The organism is Microbacterium petrolearium, assembly GCF_054782875.1.
In genome coordinates, this window is record NZ_BAAGRQ010000015.1 from 1 (window position 1) to 15,653 (window position 15,653).

Below are 15,653 nucleotides of genomic sequence, written 5' to 3' on the forward strand. Positions count from 1 at the left end.
CTGCCCAACGACTCCAACAACGCCAGGAACTCGGCCCGGCGACGATCCTTCTCCTCCGAAAACGACACGGTGGCCGCAACCTCCCGAAACTCGGGGTGTTGCGACCACCGTTAGAACCCGCCACGGCACCGGGCGCTTCGTTCTGTGCGGGCCGCCGTTACGGGGCGCCGGCGCTCAGGAGCGCGTCGAGCACGGCGGGATCGTTCAGCAGGGGCACCGTGAGCAACCCGCCCGAGATGCCGAGGAACACGATTGCCCCGACGATCGGGATCCAGAACGCGAGCCGTCCCGCGCGCAGGCGGAGGTACGAGAGCACGGCGGTGAGGAGCCACCCGAGGCCCATCACGAGGGCGGCGGCCAGGCCCCAGCCCCGCGCACCGGCGGGGTCGGACAGCGTCGCGTCGACGCCCATGAGCGACAGCAGCGTCTCGGCGTACGTCGCGTAGTCGGTCATCTGCGGGATCGAGACGACCGTGTTGACGAGGCCGTACACGAGCAGCCCCACCGTGATGATGCGATCGGCCATGCGCCCGTTGCGGGGGCGCGCACCGGCGACCGGGACGCGAGCCGCCTGCGGCTCGGGTGCGGGCGGCGGCACGGGAAGCGGGTTCGCCTGCATGCGTCGGCGCTGCTCCTCGGGGGTGGCGAGCTCACCGAACTGCGGGCGCGGCGGCGTCGGCTGCTCGTCGCCGTGCGGGCGAGGGGACAGCGCGTCGCTCACGCCGAGGCCCCGACCCGTCCGCCGCGAGGCTGTCCGTCGCCGCGGAGCTCCTTGGGCAGCGAGAAGATGAGGTCCTCCTCGGCCGTCTTCACCTCTTCGACGTCGGCGAAGCCGGCGTGCGCGAGATCCCGCAGCAGTTCCTGCACGAGCACCTCGGGCACCGAGGCGCCGCTGGTCACGCCCACGGTCTCGACGCCCTCGAGCCACTCCTGCTTGACCTCGTCGGCGTAGTCGACGCGGTAGGCGGCCTTCGCGCCGTACTCGAGCGCCACCTCGACCAGGCGCACGCTGTTCGAGGAGTTCGCCGATCCGACGACGATCACGAGATCGGCGTCCTTCGCGACCTTCTTGATCGCCACCTGGCGGTTCTGCGTGGCGTAGCAGATGTCGTCCGACGGCGGATCCTGCAGCTGAGGGAACCGCTCGCGCAGGCGGCGCACGGTCTCCATGGTCTCGTCGACCGACAGCGTCGTCTGCGAGAGCCACACGAGCTTCGACGGGTCGGCGACCTCGACGGTGTCGGCCTCGTCCGGGTTGTTCACGACGGTGACGTGCTCGGGGGCCTCCCCCGCCGTGCCCTCCACCTCCTCGTGGCCCTCGTGGCCGACGAGCAGGATCTGGTAGTCGTCGCGCGCGAAGCGCTTGGCCTCGCGGTGCACCTTCGTCACGAGCGGGCACGAGGCGTCGATCGCCTGCAGCCCGCGGTCGGCGGCCGCGCCGACGACGGCGGGTGAGACGCCGTGCGCGCTGAAGACGACGTGCGCGCCCTCGGGCACCTCGTCGACCTCCTCGACGAAGATCGCGCCCTTGTCCTCGAGCTCACGCACCACGTGGATGTTGTGGACGATCTGCTTGCGCACGTACACGGGGGCGCCGTAGCGCTCCAGCGCCTTCTCCACGGTGATCACCGCGCGGTCGACGCCGGCACAGTAGCCGCGGGGCGCGGCCAGGAGCACGCGCTTGTGTCCCTGCACCCCGTTATCCTGGAGGCGCTCACGACGTGCCGGAATGCGCGGCATGGGAAGCGAGATGGCGGTGGTGCTCACCCACCCAGTCTACGGTCGCCACATGAGCATCGGCCGAGTCCACGACGTCAGGAAGGCAGCCGCGTGACCACCTTCCAGGCCGACCCGGTGCCGGGTCAGGCGCCCCCGCCCGACAGCGTCTCGCCACGCGATTCCTCCCCCGAGGCGCCCACCTCGGTCGCCCGGCTGAACCAGACGATCCGCGGCTTCATCGAGCGCTGGGGCTCCGTGTGGGTCGAGGGCGAGATCACGTCGTGGAACGTGCGGGCGGGCAACGTCTTCGCGCGCCTGAAGGACGTGCAGTCGGACGCGCAGATCTCGATCCGCATCTGGTCGAGCGTGCGCGGGCGGATCCCCGCGGACCTGAAGATCGGCGACCACGTGGTCGCCTGTGTGAAGGCCGACTACTTCGTGCGCGCCGGCGACTTCTCGTTCCAGGTGACGGCCATGAAGCACGTGGGGCTCGGCGAGCAGCTCGAGCGGCTGGAGCGGCTGCGCGCGCAGCTGCGCGCCGAGGGACTGTTCGACCAGGACCGCAAGAAGCCGCTGCCGTTCCTGCCGCACTGCATCGGCCTCATCACGGGCGAGCGCAGCGACGCCGAGAAGGACGTGCACCGCAACGCCGAGCTGCGCTGGCCGGAGGTGCGCTTCCGCACCGAGTACGCCGCGGTGCAGGGCGACCGCTGCGTGCCGGAGACGCTGGCCGCGCTGAAGCGGCTCGACGACGACCCGGACGTCGACGTCATCGTGATCGCCCGCGGCGGCGGCGATCCGCAGACCCTGCTCGGCTTCAGCGACGAGCGCCTGCTGCGCGCGGTCGCGGCGGCGCGCACGCCCGTCGTCAGCGCGATCGGTCACGAGAACGACCGCCCGCTGCTCGACGACGTGGCCGACCTGCGCGCCTCCACGCCCACCGACGCCGCCAAGCGCGTGGTGCCCGACGTGGGCGAGCAGCGCGCGCTCGTCGGCCAGCTGCGCTCCCGCGCCCGGATGCGGCTGACGCAGCGCGTGCAGCACGACATCGCCCAACTCGAGCAGCTGCGCTCGCGCCCCGCCCTGCGCGATCCCGAGCGGATGGTGCGCGACCGCTCGCACGAGGTCTTCCTGCTCGCCGCGCGCGGCCGCGATCTCGTCGCCCGCGGCATCCGCACCGCCGAGGCCCGCACGGCCGAGCTTCGCGCCTCGCTGCGGGCGCTCTCCCCCGCCGCCACCCTCGCCCGCGGCTACGCCATCGCGCACGCGGACGGCGGCGTGATCGTGCGGGACGCGGCGCAGGCGCCCGCCGGCACGCGGCTCGTCGTCACGCTCGAGAGCGGCTCGATCGCCGCGGTGAGCGAGGGCCCGGTCGACGAGGGCCCGGCGGCCACGGGCCCCGCCGAATAGGATGGATGCGATGACCGATCAGCCCGCCCCCGCCGACGTGGCGGAGCTCTCGTTCGAACAGGCGCGCGACGAGCTGGTGCGCGTGGTGGCCGAGCTCGAGCAGGGCTCCCCGACGCTCGAGCACTCGCTGGCGCTCTGGGAGCGCGGCGAGGCGCTCGCGGCGCGCTGCGAGGAGTGGCTCCGCGGTGCGAAGAGCCGCCTCGACGCCGCGCGTCCGAGCGCGGACGAGGGCGACTGATGGCCACGCTCCCGGAGCAGTCCGCCGAGGACATCGCGGCGCAGAAGGCCGCCCGCTCCGCCGCGTACCGCCAGAGCCAGACGTTCACGAACCTCGTCATCGCGCTCGTCGTGAGCATCGCCGTCGTCGCCGTGATCTTCCTCGCGGTGCCGCGCGGCACGCCGCCCGAGCGGCCGGCCATCGACGTGGCCGCGGTCGCCCAGCGGGTCTCGGAGTCGTATCAGCGCGAGGTCGTCGCGCCCGCGGTGCCGGAGTCCTGGGGCGTCAACGCGGCCGATGTGACGCCCGACGCCCCCGCCGTCTGGGAGGTCGTCTACGTCACCCCGGACGACGAGAACTTCCTCAACCTCGCGCAGGGCTTCGACGCCGACGAGACGTGGGCCGCGCAGCAGCTGGGCGGCACGGCCCCGTCGGGGACCGTCACGATCGACGGCGTCGAGTGGCAGGAGTACGAGATCTCGCGCCCCGACCGCAACCGGAACATCTCCTACGCGCTCGGCACACAGGCCGGAGCCGACCACGTGCTGCTGTACGGGTCGGCGCCGGCCGAGTACGCCGCCGAGCTCGCGGAGCTGGTCGGCGATCAGGTGCGCGCGCTGCAGGAAGGAGCACGATGACCGATCCGATCACGCCGGCACGGGCGTGGGACGACATGATGGCGGGCAACGCCCGCTTCGTCGCCGGCACGCCCGCCCACCCCCACCAGGACGTCGCGCGACGCGCCGAGGTCTCGGCCGCGCAGACCCCTCGGGCGGCCCTGTTCGGCTGCTCCGACTCGCGGCTGGCCGCGGAGATCATCTTCGACATGGGCCTCGGCGACCTCTTCGTCGTGCGCAACGCCGGCCAGGTCACGGGCGAGTCGATCATGGGATCGCTCGAGTACGCCGTCGAGGTGCTGAAGGTGCCGCTCATCGTCGTGCTCGGGCACGACGCGTGCGGCGCCGTGCGCGCCGCGATCGACAGCTTCGACGTGGCCCAGCCGCCGCTGCCGCCGCACATCTGGCGCACCATCTCGCCGATCGTGCCCGCCGTGCGCGCCGAGCTGCACGCCGGCGCCGCCGAGGGCGTCACGTACGAGACCGTCGACGCCGAGCGGGTAGGCCACCGCCACCTGCGCCAGACCGTGACGGCCATCCTGCAGTCGTCCGAGCTCATCAGCGACGCCGTCGCCGAGGGCCGCCTCGGCGTCGTCGGCGCCAACTACCGCCTGGCGGAGGGCACGGTCGTGCCCGACGTCGTCCTGGGTGCCGCGTCCGCGGCCTGATCCTGACGGAGGAAGAAGTGACCGAGACCGAGTACCGGATCGAACACGACACCATGGGCGAGGTGCGCGTTCCGAAGAACGCGCTGTACCGCGCCCAGACCCAGCGCGCGGTCGAGAACTTCCCGATCTCGGGCACGGGCCTCGAGTCCCGCCAGATCGCCGCGCTCGCCCGGATCAAGAAGGCGGCGGCGCTCGCGAACAAGGAGCTCGGCACGCTCGACGGCGAGATCGCCGACGCGATCGCGTGGGCGGCCGACCAGGTCGTCACCGGCGCGCACGACGCGGAGTTCCCCGTCGACACGTACCAGACCGGGTCGGGCACCTCGTCGAACATGAACATGAACGAGGTGCTCTCGACGCTGGCGACCCAGCACCTGGGGCGCGACGTGCACCCCAACGACCACGTCAACGCCTCGCAGTCCTCCAACGACGTCTTCCCCACCTCGGTGCACGTCGCCGTGACCGAGGCGCTCACCTCCGACCTCGTCCCGGCGCTTGAGCATCTCGCGGCGGCCCTCGAGCGCAAGGCCGAGGAGTGGAAGTCGGTCGTCAAGTCGGGCCGCACCCACCTCATGGACGCCACGCCCGTCACGCTCGGCCAGGAGTTCGGCGGCTACGCCCGCCAGATGCGCCTCGGCATCGAGCGCATCCAGGCCGCCCTGCCGCGCGTCGCCGAGGTGCCGCTCGGCGGCACGGCCGTCGGCACGGGCATCAACACGCCGCTGGGCTTCCCGCAGAAGGTCATCGAGCTGCTCGTGGCCGAGACGGGCCTGCCCATCACCGAGGCGCAGGACCACTTCGAGGCCCAGGCGAACCGCGACGGTCTCGTCGAGGCGTCCGGCGCCCTGCGCACGATCGCCGTCTCGCTCACGAAGATCAACAACGACCTGCGCTGGATGGGCTCAGGCCCGAACACGGGCCTCGGCGAGCTGCACCTGCCCGACCTGCAGCCGGGCTCGTCGATCATGCCCGGCAAGGTCAACCCCGTCGTGCCGGAGGCGACGCTCATGGTGTGCGCGCGCGTCATCGGCAACGACGCCACCGTCGCGTGGGCCGGCGCCTCGGGCTCGTTCGAGCTCAACGTCGCGATCCCCGTCATGGGCACCGCGCTGCTGGAGTCGATCCGCCTCCTCTCCAACGCCATGCGCGTGCTGGCCGACAAGACGATCGTGGGCCTGAAGGCCAACCTTGAGCGCGTCACGGCGCTGGCGGGCATGAGCCCGTCGATCGTCACGCCGCTGAACAAGGTGATCGGCTACGAGGCCGCCGCGAAGATCGCCAAGCACGCCGTCGCGAAGGGCATCACGGTGCGTGAGGCCGTGATCGACCTCGGCTACGTGGAGCGCGGCGAGATCAGCGAGGCCGAGCTGGACGAGCGCCTCGACCTGCTCTCGATGACCCACCCGGGCTGATCCGGATCCACGAAGGGGCGGCGGGCTTCGGCTCGCCGCCCCTTCGTCGTTGCGGAGCGGCGGGCGCACGGTCGCGCCGCTCGCCCGCAATAGGGTGAAGGGATGCGCTATCCCGAGGTCCGTCGCGACGACGCCATCGACGAGTTCCCCCTTCCCGACGGATCCGTGGAGCGGATCGCGGCGCCGTACCGCTGGCTCGAGGACGCCGACAGCGACGAGACGCGCGCCTTCATCGAGGCGCAGAACGCCTTCGCCGAGCCGATCCTCGCCGCCCTGCCCGCGCGCGAGGCCTTCCGCGAGCGACTGAGCGCGCTGCTGTCGCAGCCGACGCGCGGCGTGCCGCGGCAGCGCGGCGGCCGGCTGTTCGCGTGGCACGGCGACGGCCGCAACCAGGACGTGCTCGTCGTGGCCGACGACGCGGACGGGCTCGAGGGTGCGCGCGTGCTGCTCGACCCGAACGAGCTCTCGAGCGACGGCACCGTGGCCGTGACGGCCAGCTCTCCCAGCCCCGACGGATCGCTCCTCGCGTACGGCCTCGCCGACGGCGGCAGCGACTGGCGCACCATCCGCGTGCGCGACGTCGCCACGGGCGAGGACCTCGACGACGAGATCCCGTGGACGAAGTGGAACCTGCCGGTGTGGCAGCCGGACGGCCGCTCGTTCACGTACTGGGCGTACGACGCCCCGAGCGACGACCCGCTCGTCGACGAGATGGGCGCCGGCCGGCTCATGCTCCACCGGATCGGCACGCCCGTGTCCGAGGACGAGCTGCTGTTCACGCGCCCCGAGGAGCCGCGCACGTTCGGGCGCCAGTGGCCGCGCGACGACGAGTGGTTCGTGTTCTCGACCGACACCGGATCGTCCAGCGGCAACGACCTCGCGGTGCGCCGCCACGACGAGCCGATGTCGGCCCTGCGCCCGCTGGCCACCGGACACGAGCGCGAGTGGAACGCGGTGGGCGTGCGCGACGACGTGCTCTACGTCGTCACCGACGCCGACGCCCCGCGCTACCGGCTCGTCGCGTTCGACCTCGCCGCGGCCGATCCCGCCGCGACCCTGCGCGAGGTCGTGCCGCAGCACGCCGAGGACGTGCTGCTCGACGCCGCGCTGACGGCCGGCGGGCTCGTGCTCACCTACTCGCACGACGCTCAGCACCGCATGCAGCTGGCGACCTTCGACGGCGCCCTCGGCGAGGACCTGCCGATCGGTGCCGGCGTCTCGGTCGAGGGCTCCGACGCCGTCTCGTCCACCGACACGGTGTTCGTGAAGACGCAGGGATTCGTGGATCCGGGCACGCGCCACGAGATCGTCGTGGACGGGGCGCGCGTCGTCTCGCACCGCATGCTGCCCGATCCGGCCGCCGGCGCCGTCCGCGCGACGACGACGCGGATCGCGGCGACGAGCAAGGACGGCACGGTCGTGCCCGCGTTCCTCGTCGCGCCCGAGGGCACTCCCGACGGCCCGCGCCCGACCCTCATGTGGGGCTACGGCGGGTTCAACATCCCCATGAACCCCGCCTACCGCGCGATCTTCGCCGCCTGGGTGCAGGCGGGCGGCACGCTCGTCGTGCCGAACCTGCGCGGCGGCGGCGAGTTCGGATCGGACTGGCACAAGGCCGGCACGAAGGAGCGCAAGCAGAACGTCTTCGACGACCTGTTCGCCGTCGCGGAGCGGATCATCGCCGACGGCCTCACGACGCCGCGGCAGCTCGCCCTGCACGGCCGCTCGAACGGCGGGCTGCTCGCCGCCGCGGCGCTCACTCAGCGGCCCGATCTGTGGGCCGCCGTGCTGCCGGGAGTCGGCGTGCTCGACATGCTGCGCTTCCACCGCTTCACGATCGGCTGGGCGTGGACGAGCGACTACGGCGACCCGGACGACCCCGAGGCGTTCGCCTACCTGCGCGCGTACTCGCCGCTGCACAACGTCGTCGAGGGGCGGTCCTATCCCCCGACCCTCATCACGACCGGCGACCACGACGACCGCGTGGTGCCCGGCCACTCGTTCCAGTTCGCCGCGGCGCTGCAGCACGCGCAGGGCGGGGATGCGCCGATCCTGCTCTCCGTCGACACGCGAGCCGGCCACGGCATGGGCAAGCCGCGCGACGCCCAGGTGCTCGAGTTCGCCGACCAGCTCGCCTTCGCGGCGCGGTTCACCGGGCTCTGAGGGCGACGCTCACCCCAGGGCGTCGGCGAGCTGCGTCAGGGCCGGGAGCCCGACGAGGTCGTCGACCAGCGGCACGCGGGTGAGCGGCGCCCCGAGGTCGAGCTGCGCCAGAAGCTCCTCCTCGCGGGTGCGTCGGGCCGGCATCGCGTCGGTCGGCGACAGGCGATTCGCCACCGCGCCGATGAGCCCGACGCCCAGCCGCGCCAGCTCCGCGGCGACCTCCCGGCTCTCGGCGATCGGCAGAGGCTCGGGCACGAAGACGAGCACGAAGCCGGAGCGCCCCGCGTCGGCGAGCATCTCGCGCATGAGGGCGAAGCGCTCCCTGCGCCGCAGCAGCACGCGCCGCAGCCCCGCGTCGCGGTCCGCGGTGTCCTTCGTGCCGCCCAGCGCGCCGTAGGCCACGGCGTAGCGCTCGGAGCGGTCGCGGTTCGCGAGCAGCCTCTCCGTCCAGTCCGTCATCCGCTCGGGCATGGCGAGCAGGTGCAGCGTGTGGCCCGACGGCGCGGTGTCGAACAGCACGAGGTCGTAGGCGTCGAGCCCCGTCTCGAGCGTCTCGGCCACGCGGTCGAGCACGGCCGCCTCGTGCGTGCCGGGTGCGTGCCGCGCCGACTCGAGATGCTCGCGCGCGGGCCGGTGCAGGCGCTCGGGCAGCAGCCGCAGCATCGTGTCGGACACCGCGGCGAGGTGACGGTCCACCGTGCGCGCGGGATCGATCTCCACGCCGTCGACCCGGCCTGCCCCCTCCGACCACAGGCCGATGACGTCGTCGCCGACCGCCCTCTCCCACAGGTGGCCGAGGTTGTGCGCGGGGTCGGTCGAGACGACGAGCACCCGCGATCCCGCCCGGGCGCGGGCGAGGGCGATCGCCGAGGTGAGCGACGTCTTGCCGACGCCGCCCTTGCCGCCCACGAAGACGGCGCGGCGCGCAGCGATGTCGTTCAGCAGCATGAGATGTGGTCCAGGGGGCTGCGGGGGATCCCCGCGCGGCGGTGCCACGCGTGGAAGTCCTCGTAGACGGCGGGCAGCAGCTCGGCCGAGTAGTAGGCGGCGGGATCGGGCACGCCGAGCGACTCGGCGAGCACGACGAGCATGAAATGGTCGTCCTCGTCGCGCTGGGCGCGGGCGAAGGTGCGGCGGTACGGGCCCTGATAGAACTCGTTCAGCCCCCTCGCGAATGCGGCCCAGCGCGACGAAGACACGACGTCACCGGGCCGTGGGAATGGTCCCGGTCAGGTGATCCGCGAGGTCGGCGTCCTCCGTCTCGGGCTCCTCGCTCGCCGCGCGGCGCATGGCCGCGATGCCCTCGACCGCGACCCAGACGGCGGCGACGATGATGATGAGGTCGACGATCAGCAGCAGCCAGTTGGTGTCGACGCCGCCGTTCCAGAACGTGCCCACCTGCACGATCGCCGCCCAGAACGCCGCGACGAAGACGAACGCGAGCGGGATGAGCGTGACGAGCACGTTCCGGCGCTTGCGGATGAGCATGATCGACACGATGATCAGCGTCAGCGAGGCCAGCAGCTGGTTGGTCGTGCCGAACAGCGGCCAGATCGTGAGGCCGCCGGACCCGTCGACGCCCTGGCTGAACACCAGCCCCATGCTCACGACGAGCACGAGCACGGTGCCGACGAGCGTGTTGAGCTTGATGCCGACGATCTCGCCGGCCTCCTGGAACACGAAGCGCAGCAGGCGCACGCCGGTGTCCATGGTGGTCGCGGCGAACAGCACGCCCATCGTCGCCAGCACGGTCGCCGCCAGCGAGGCGGGAAGGCCCAGCCCGAGCTCGACGATGTTCCCGCCGCCCTCGACGAACGCGGCCATGCCGCCCTGGTTGAAGGCCGAGTAGATCTCCTCCCAGCGGGCGGCACTCTGGATGCCGGCGGTGGCGGCGATGATCGCGCCGAGCGCGAGCATGCCCTCTCCCACGGCACCGAAGTAGCCCACGAAGCGGGCGTCGGGCTCCTTGTCGAGCTGCTTCGACGTCGTGCCGCTGGCGACCGCGCCGTGGAAGCCGCTGATGGCGCCGCACGCGATCGTGACGAACAGCAGCGGCCAGATGTCGGGCGTGCCCTCCGGGACGGCCGTGTTGATGGCGGGCGCGACGAAGTCGTTGCCGAAGAACAGGCCGGCCGAGAGCGCGCCGACGAACAGGATCGCCAGGCCGATGAACAGCTGCACGCCGTTGATGTAGTCGCGCGGCTGCAGCAGCAGCCACACCGGCAGCAGCGACGCGATGCCCGCGTACAGGAACAGCGCGACGATCCAGAACGTGCCGGGGCTCATCCCGAGGATCGGATCGGGCAGCACCACCGGGAAGCGGTCGCCCACGACGATCAGCGCGTACAGCGCGACGACGCCGACGATCGTGACGACGCCGAGGTTCCAGCGCAGCCTGTACACGGCGATGCCGACGAGCAGCGCGACGACGATCGCGCCCCACGCGGGGATGACGGTGGTCGGGCTGCCGATGAGCAGGTTCGTGATCACGACGGCGAACGCCGCGATGACCATGAGCAGCAGCAGCGCGATGACGAGCAGGAACACATACGAGCCGCGGCGGCCGATGTAGCGGGCGGCGAGCGCGCCGATGGAGCGGCCCTTGTTGCGCTCGGAGGCCCACAGCGCGCCGAGGTCGTGCATGCCGGCGAAGAACACCGTGCCGATCGTGACCCAGAGGAAGGCGGGCAGCCAGCCCCAGATCACCGCGACGGCGGGCCCGACGATGGGCGCGGCGCCGGCGACCGACGTGAAGTGGTGGCCCCACAGCACGAACTTGTTCGTGGGCACGTGGTCCACGCCGTCGTTCTTCTCGTGCGCGGGGGTGCGGAACGCCGGGTCGAGGCGCAGCACCCGGTTGCCGAGGTACTTCGAGTAGATGAGGTAGCCGGCCGCGAAGATCGCGAGGCCGACGAGCAGCAGGATCACGGAACCCATGCGATGCCCTTTCTGTCGTCATTGACAGCGCAGCGGATGGCTGCACGACGCCCGCGCCTGACGGCTCTCGGGCAATTCACAACTTTAGCGGGCGCGCGGGCCCCGCCGCGCATACGGCGAGGCTCCGGCTCCGGCGCGTCGCGCGGGAACCGGAGCCTCGTCCGGATACGGATCAGGCGAGCTCGCCGACCTCCAGGAGGTCGGTCACGAGCGCCGCGATGGCCGAGCGCTCCGAGCGCGTCAGCGTGATGTGGGCGAACAGGCCGTGTCCCTTGAGCGTCTCGATCACGCTGGCGATGCCGTCGTGGCGGCCGACGCGCAGGTTGTCGCGCTGCTGTACGTCGTGCGTCAGCACCACCTTCGAGTTCTGGCCGATGCGGCTGAGCACCGTGAGCAGCACGTTGCGCTCGAGGGACTGCGCCTCGTCGACGATCACGAACGCGTCGTGCAGCGAGCGGCCGCGGATGTGGGTGAGCGGCATCACCTCGAGCAGGCCGCGCTCCACCACCTCGTCCAGCACGTTCTGCGACACCACCGAGCCGAGCGTGTCGAACACCGCCTGACCCCACGGGTTCATCTTCTCGGCCTGGTCGCCGGGCAGGTAGCCGAGCTCCTGCCCGCCGACGGCGAACAGCGGCCGGAACACGATGATCTTCTTCTGCTGCTGCTTCTCGAGCACCGCCTCGAGGCCCGCGCACAGCGCGAGCGCCGACTTGCCCGTGCCCGCCTTGCCGCCCAGCGAGACGATCCCCACATCCGGGTCGGTGAGCAGGTCGATCGCGATCCGCTGCTCGGCCGAGCGGCCGTGCAGGCCGAACACGTCGCTGTCGCCGCGCACGAGGCGGTACGAGCCGTCGCCCGTGACCCGCCCGAGGGCCGAGCCGCGCTCCGACTGGATGACGAGGCCCGTGTTGACGGGGATGCCCACGACGTCGTCGTGCGTGCCGACCTCCGTCTCGTACAGGTCGGCCATCTCGTCGCCCGAGAGCGCGAGGGTGGCCAGGCCCGTCCAACCCGAGTCCACGGCCTGCTCGGCCAGGTACTCCTCGGCGGCCAGGCCGAGGGAGGCGGCCTTCACGCGCATCGGCAGGTCCTTGGAGACGACGGTCACGGACTGCCCGTCCTGCAGCAGGTGCATCGCCACGGCCAGGATGCGGCTGTCGTTGTCGCTGAGCCGGATGCCGCTGGGCAGCACCGACTGGTCGGTGTTGTTGAGCTCGACTCGGAGCGTTCCGCCCTCGCCCACGGGCACGGGGAAGTCGAGGCGCCCGTGCTCGATGCGCAGGTCGTCGAGGTGACGCAGCGCCTGCCGGGCGAAGTAGCCGAGCTCGGGGTCGTGGCGCTTGGCCTCGAGCTCGCCCACCACCACGACCGGGATGACGACGGAGTGCTCTGCGAATCGGAAGAGTGCGCGCGGATCGCTCAGGAGGACCGACGTGTCGAGCACGTAGGTTCGCAGATCCTGATCCCGATCCTGCGCGTGCACCGTCTCGCGAGCGGAACGCTGCCGACGCTGCACCGTGTTGCCAGTGGTCACAACCCACTCCCCGCCCCGGGCTCTGCCCGGCTCACTGCGAGTCGACCGTTGGCCACGAGTCGAGGTCCGTATGGCCGACTCGATCGGACACCTTGCCCGATGCCACGAACGTACGACCGCGCGCCGGTCCCGTGGCACGACGCGCCGGGCGTGGCGGATTACGTGTTCGTGAATTCCGGGGAACGCGGGCGCCCCGCTGCTACGACGAGACGCGCGGCGCGGCGGCGAGCGCGTCCGCGAGCATGCCGAGCGTCTCGTCGTCGGTGCCCACGTGCGGGGCGACCCGGATGAGGTTGCTGCGGGAGGTCACCGTGACGCCGCTGTTGGCGAGCGCGGCCGCCATGGGCGCCACGTCCTCCTGGCGCGGCGCGAGGGCGACGAACCCGGCGCGCCGCTCCGGCTCGCGCGGCGTGACGACGCGGATGTCGTGGGTGTCGGCGAGCGCGATCACGCGCGCTGTGAGCGCGGCGAGCTCGTCCTGGATCGCGGCGACGCCCACCGCCGCGACCTCGCTCGCGGCGACGGCGAGGCGGCTCGCGGCCAGCCAGTCGGGCTCGGAGAGCCGGTACGCCTGCGCCGTGGGGTGCGGGGCGGGAACGTCGTCGAAGGTGATGCCCGTCGCGGTGGCGACGTGGCCGGACAGCACGGGCCGGATCGCCTCGCGCGCCCGCGGCCCGAACCACGCGAAACCCGTGCCGCGTCCGGCGCGCAGCCACTTGTAGCCGTGCCCGCACACGACGTCGGCCGCGGCGTAGTCGGCGTCGATCACGCCGAAGCCCTGCGTGTCGTCGACGAGCAGGAGCCGGTCGTCGCCGAGCACCTCGCGCAGCCCGCGCAGGTCGGCGCGGAAGCCCGTGCGCGAGTCGACCGAGCTGACCACGAGCGCGCGCGTGTCGTCGTCGAGCGCCTCGGCCACCGCCTCGGGCGTGACGAACCCGGACGGCGGGGTCATCCACTGCGGCGTGATCCGCCCGAACGCCTCGGCGGCGCGGACGAGGAGCGTGGGGATGGTGGGGAACTCGGCGGCCGAGGCCAGCACGCCGCCCTCCAGGCCGTACACGGCCTGCGCCAGGCCGTGGCTCGTCGAGGGCTGCAGCGTGACCTCGTCCACCGACGCGCCCAGCAGCCCCGCCACCGCCTCGCGCGCCTCCCGCACCCGTCCGGCGACGTGATCGATGCTCGAGGCCCTGCCGGTGCCGAGCATCCCGACGTCGGCGACGACCTCGTCGCGAACGGTGCTCGACAGCGGCCCGAAGGCCGCGAAGTTCAGGTAGCCGGGCTCACCCGTGAAGGTCGCGCGATACTCCGAGATGCTGCTCATCCGCTCAGCATGACAGAGCGGCGCCGCGGGGCGCGCGTCAGCCGCCGAAGCGGCGCTCGCGGGTGGCGTAGTCGCGGATGGCGCGCAGGAAGTCGATGTGCCTCAGGTCGGGGCCCAGCGCCTCCACGAAGTAGAACTCGCTGTGTGCGCTCTGCCACACGAGGAAGTCGCTGAGGCGCTGCTCGCCGCTCGTGCGGATGACGAGGTCGGGATCCGGCTGGCCGCCCGTGTACAGGTGCTCCCCGATCACCTCGGGCGTGAGACTCGCCGCCAGCTCCTCGAGGGAGCCGCCGCGCTCGTCGTGCTTCTGGATGATCTTCCGCACCGCATCCACGATCTCGGCTCGCCCGCCGTACCCGACGGCGAGGTTCACGTGCAGTCCGGTGTTGGCCGCGGTGCGCTCCTCGGCGTCACGCAGCGCCATGACGAGGGAGTCGGGCAGGTCGCCGTCGCGGCCCACGTGCTGCACCCGCCAGTCGCCGCGGCCGGCGAGGCGGTGCGCGAGCCCCTCGATGATCTCGATCAGGTCGCTCAGCTCCGCCGCGTCGCGCTTGCGCACGTTGTCGTTCGAGAGCAGGTAGAGGGTGACGACGCCCACGCCGAGCTCGTCGCACCACTCCAGGAACTCGACCATCTTGCGCGCCCCCGCGCGATGGCCGTCCGCCGCCGTGCGCAGGCCGAGCTGGCGTGCCCAGCGCCGGTTGCCGTCGATCATCATCGCGACGTGATGCGGCACGGCCGCCGGGTCGATCTCGCGCCGCAGCCGCGCGGTGTAGAGGCGGTAGAGGGGCCCCAGGCCCTGCCCCGAACGTCCGCTGTTCACGGATCCACCCTAGTCAGGTGCGATGCAGGGATCGCCTGGGGATCGCCCGCGCGTGCGCCGCGCGGCATGTGCCGCCGCGTAGTCTCGGGATCATGAGCCGTCGTGATCGCGCCCCCGAGGTCCCGCAGCTGCCCCTCCTCGAGGCCTCCGCCGTCGATGCGGTGGTCGACATCAAGCCCAGCTGGCGCGGCTGGATCCACGCGGCGACCTTCCCCGTCGCGCTCGTGACGGGCGTCGTGCTCATCACCCTGGCGCAGGGCGCCACGGCCAAATGGGCGTCGGCGGTCTTCATGGCCTCGTCGCTGCTCCTGTTCGGCAACTCGGCGATGTACCACCGCTTCGACTGGAGCCCGACGGTCAAGGCCGTGCTGAAGCGGATCGACCACGCGAACATCCTGCTGCTCATCGCCGGCACGTACACGCCGATCGCGCTGCTGGCGCTGCCGTTCCCGCAGGGCACGATCCTGCTCGTCGTCGTCTGGATCGGCGCGCTCGTGGGAATCCTGTTCCGGGTGCTGTGGATCGGCGCCCCGCGCTGGCTCTACGTGGCGCTGTACCTCGCGCTCGGCTGGGCGGCCGTGATGTACATGCCGCAGCTGTTCGAGGCGAACCTGGCGATGGTCATCCTCGTGATCGTGGGCGGCCTGCTCTACACCGTGGGCGCCGTCGTGTACGCGATGAAGCGGCCCAACCCGTCTCCGAAGCACTTCGGCTTCCACGAGATCTTCCACGTGTGCACCGTGCTGGCGTTCCTGTGCCACTGGACCGCGGCGCTGCTGCTGGCGATCAACCCGCCGTTCAACGGCCCGGCCTGACGGGGAGCCCCGGC

15 protein-coding genes are annotated in these 15,653 nt (G+C 72.1%); 7 read left to right on the forward strand and 8 right to left on the reverse strand.

The annotated features are described in order from the left end of the window. Positions 1-157 precede the first annotated feature (157 nt). Both ACYVJ0_RS11245 and ACYVJ0_RS11250 read right to left on the reverse strand, forming a co-directional pair. The gene (locus tag ACYVJ0_RS11245; RefSeq protein ID WP_460817898.1) at positions 158-721 is read right to left on the reverse strand and encodes a DUF6264 family protein; all 564 of its coding nucleotides are present in this window, start codon (positions 719-721) and stop codon (positions 158-160) included. Beyond that, the gene (locus ACYVJ0_RS11250; protein WP_449853456.1) at positions 718-1,740 is read right to left on the reverse strand and encodes a 4-hydroxy-3-methylbut-2-enyl diphosphate reductase; all 1,023 of its coding nucleotides are present in this window, start codon (positions 1,738-1,740) and stop codon (positions 718-720) included. Before ACYVJ0_RS11250 ends, ACYVJ0_RS11245 begins: the two co-directional genes overlap by 4 nt. A gap of 90 nt (positions 1,741-1,830) precedes the next feature. On the opposite strand from ACYVJ0_RS11250, the gene xseA reads away from it, so the two are divergent. From xseA to ACYVJ0_RS11280, 6 genes are all read left to right on the forward strand, one after another. Continuing rightward, the gene (gene xseA, locus ACYVJ0_RS11255) at positions 1,831-3,129 is read left to right on the forward strand and encodes an exodeoxyribonuclease VII large subunit (RefSeq protein WP_460817899.1); all 1,299 of its coding nucleotides are present in this window, start codon (positions 1,831-1,833) and stop codon (positions 3,127-3,129) included. Position 3,130: 1 nt separating this feature from the next. Beyond that, a complete protein-coding gene (locus ACYVJ0_RS11260; protein WP_449853437.1) occupies positions 3,131-3,367 on the forward strand; it encodes an exodeoxyribonuclease VII small subunit in 237 nt (78 codons plus the stop codon). Then, positions 3,367-3,984: a DUF4245 family protein gene (locus tag ACYVJ0_RS11265; protein WP_449853438.1), complete on the forward strand. Its 618-nt coding sequence runs from the start codon at positions 3,367-3,369 to the stop codon at positions 3,982-3,984. The genes ACYVJ0_RS11260 and ACYVJ0_RS11265 overlap by 1 nt, the downstream gene beginning before the upstream one ends. Further along, positions 3,981-4,631 (forward strand): carbonic anhydrase, encoded by a 651-nt coding sequence (locus tag ACYVJ0_RS11270; protein WP_449853439.1) that lies wholly within the window; start codon positions 3,981-3,983, stop codon positions 4,629-4,631. The genes ACYVJ0_RS11265 and ACYVJ0_RS11270 overlap by 4 nt, the downstream gene beginning before the upstream one ends. Positions 4,632-4,648: 17 nt before the next feature. Further along, a complete protein-coding gene (locus ACYVJ0_RS11275) occupies positions 4,649-6,043 on the forward strand; it encodes a class II fumarate hydratase (protein ID WP_449853440.1) in 1,395 nt (464 codons plus the stop codon). A gap of 102 nt (positions 6,044-6,145) precedes the next feature. Next, positions 6,146-8,206, forward strand: a complete 2,061-nt coding sequence (locus ACYVJ0_RS11280; protein ID WP_460817901.1) for a prolyl oligopeptidase family serine peptidase — start codon at positions 6,146-6,148, stop codon at positions 8,204-8,206. 9 nt (positions 8,207-8,215) lie between these two features. Here ACYVJ0_RS11280 and ACYVJ0_RS11285 read toward each other — a convergent pair whose 3' ends face one another. The 6 genes from ACYVJ0_RS11285 to ACYVJ0_RS11310 all read right to left on the reverse strand — a co-directional run bounded on the left by ACYVJ0_RS11285 (position 8,216) and on the right by ACYVJ0_RS11310 (position 14,824). Continuing rightward, positions 8,216-9,154: an ArsA family ATPase gene (locus ACYVJ0_RS11285; protein WP_460817903.1), complete on the reverse strand. Its 939-nt coding sequence runs from the start codon at positions 9,152-9,154 to the stop codon at positions 8,216-8,218. Next, on the reverse strand, positions 9,145-9,405 hold the full coding sequence (locus tag ACYVJ0_RS11290) for a cory-CC-star protein (RefSeq protein ID WP_449853443.1): 261 nt from the start codon (positions 9,403-9,405) through the stop codon (positions 9,145-9,147). The genes ACYVJ0_RS11285 and ACYVJ0_RS11290 overlap by 10 nt, the downstream gene beginning before the upstream one ends. A 4-nt stretch (positions 9,406-9,409) precedes the next feature. Further along, positions 9,410-11,143: a carbon starvation CstA family protein gene (locus ACYVJ0_RS11295; protein WP_449853444.1), complete on the reverse strand. Its 1,734-nt coding sequence runs from the start codon at positions 11,141-11,143 to the stop codon at positions 9,410-9,412. A 172-nt stretch (positions 11,144-11,315) separates the two neighbouring features. After that, complete coding sequence (locus ACYVJ0_RS11300; RefSeq protein WP_449853457.1) at positions 11,316-12,629, reverse strand: PhoH family protein; 1,314 nt, start codon at positions 12,627-12,629, stop codon at positions 11,316-11,318. A 250-nt stretch (positions 12,630-12,879) separates the two neighbouring features. Continuing rightward, positions 12,880-14,001, reverse strand: coding sequence for an aminotransferase class V-fold PLP-dependent enzyme (locus ACYVJ0_RS11305; RefSeq protein WP_460817905.1), 1,122 nt, complete (start codon positions 13,999-14,001; stop codon positions 12,880-12,882). A gap of 37 nt (positions 14,002-14,038) precedes the next feature. Then, on the reverse strand, positions 14,039-14,824 hold the full coding sequence (locus tag ACYVJ0_RS11310; RefSeq protein WP_460817906.1) for an isoprenyl transferase: 786 nt from the start codon (positions 14,822-14,824) through the stop codon (positions 14,039-14,041). Between the two features lie 92 nt (positions 14,825-14,916). Here ACYVJ0_RS11310 and trhA point away from each other — a divergent pair, with 92 nt between their 5' ends. Further along, positions 14,917-15,639, forward strand: a complete 723-nt coding sequence (gene trhA / locus ACYVJ0_RS11315) for a PAQR family membrane homeostasis protein TrhA (RefSeq protein WP_449853447.1) — start codon at positions 14,917-14,919, stop codon at positions 15,637-15,639. The last annotated feature ends 14 nt before the right edge of the window (positions 15,640-15,653 follow it).

Coding starts and splice junctions, on each gene's coding strand:
- ACYVJ0_RS11250 (WP_449853456.1), bottom strand. CDS start 1,740: ATGCCGCGCATTCCGGCACGTCGTGAGCGCCTCCAGGATAACGGGGTG.
- ACYVJ0_RS11260 (WP_449853437.1), top strand. CDS start 3,131: ATGGATGCGATGACCGATCAGCCCGCCCCCGCCGACGTGGCGGAGCTC.
- ACYVJ0_RS11265 (WP_449853438.1), top strand. CDS start 3,367: ATGGCCACGCTCCCGGAGCAGTCCGCCGAGGACATCGCGGCGCAGAAG.
- ACYVJ0_RS11270 (WP_449853439.1), top strand. CDS start 3,981: ATGACCGATCCGATCACGCCGGCACGGGCGTGGGACGACATGATGGCG.
- ACYVJ0_RS11280 (WP_460817901.1), top strand. CDS start 6,146: ATGCGCTATCCCGAGGTCCGTCGCGACGACGCCATCGACGAGTTCCCC.
- ACYVJ0_RS11285 (WP_460817903.1), bottom strand. CDS start 9,154: ATGCTGCTGAACGACATCGCTGCGCGCCGCGCCGTCTTCGTGGGCGGC.
- ACYVJ0_RS11295 (WP_449853444.1), bottom strand. CDS start 11,143: ATGGGTTCCGTGATCCTGCTGCTCGTCGGCCTCGCGATCTTCGCGGCC.
- ACYVJ0_RS11305 (WP_460817905.1), bottom strand. CDS start 14,001: ATGAGCAGCATCTCGGAGTATCGCGCGACCTTCACGGGTGAGCCCGGC.
- trhA (WP_449853447.1), top strand. CDS start 14,917: ATGAGCCGTCGTGATCGCGCCCCCGAGGTCCCGCAGCTGCCCCTCCTC.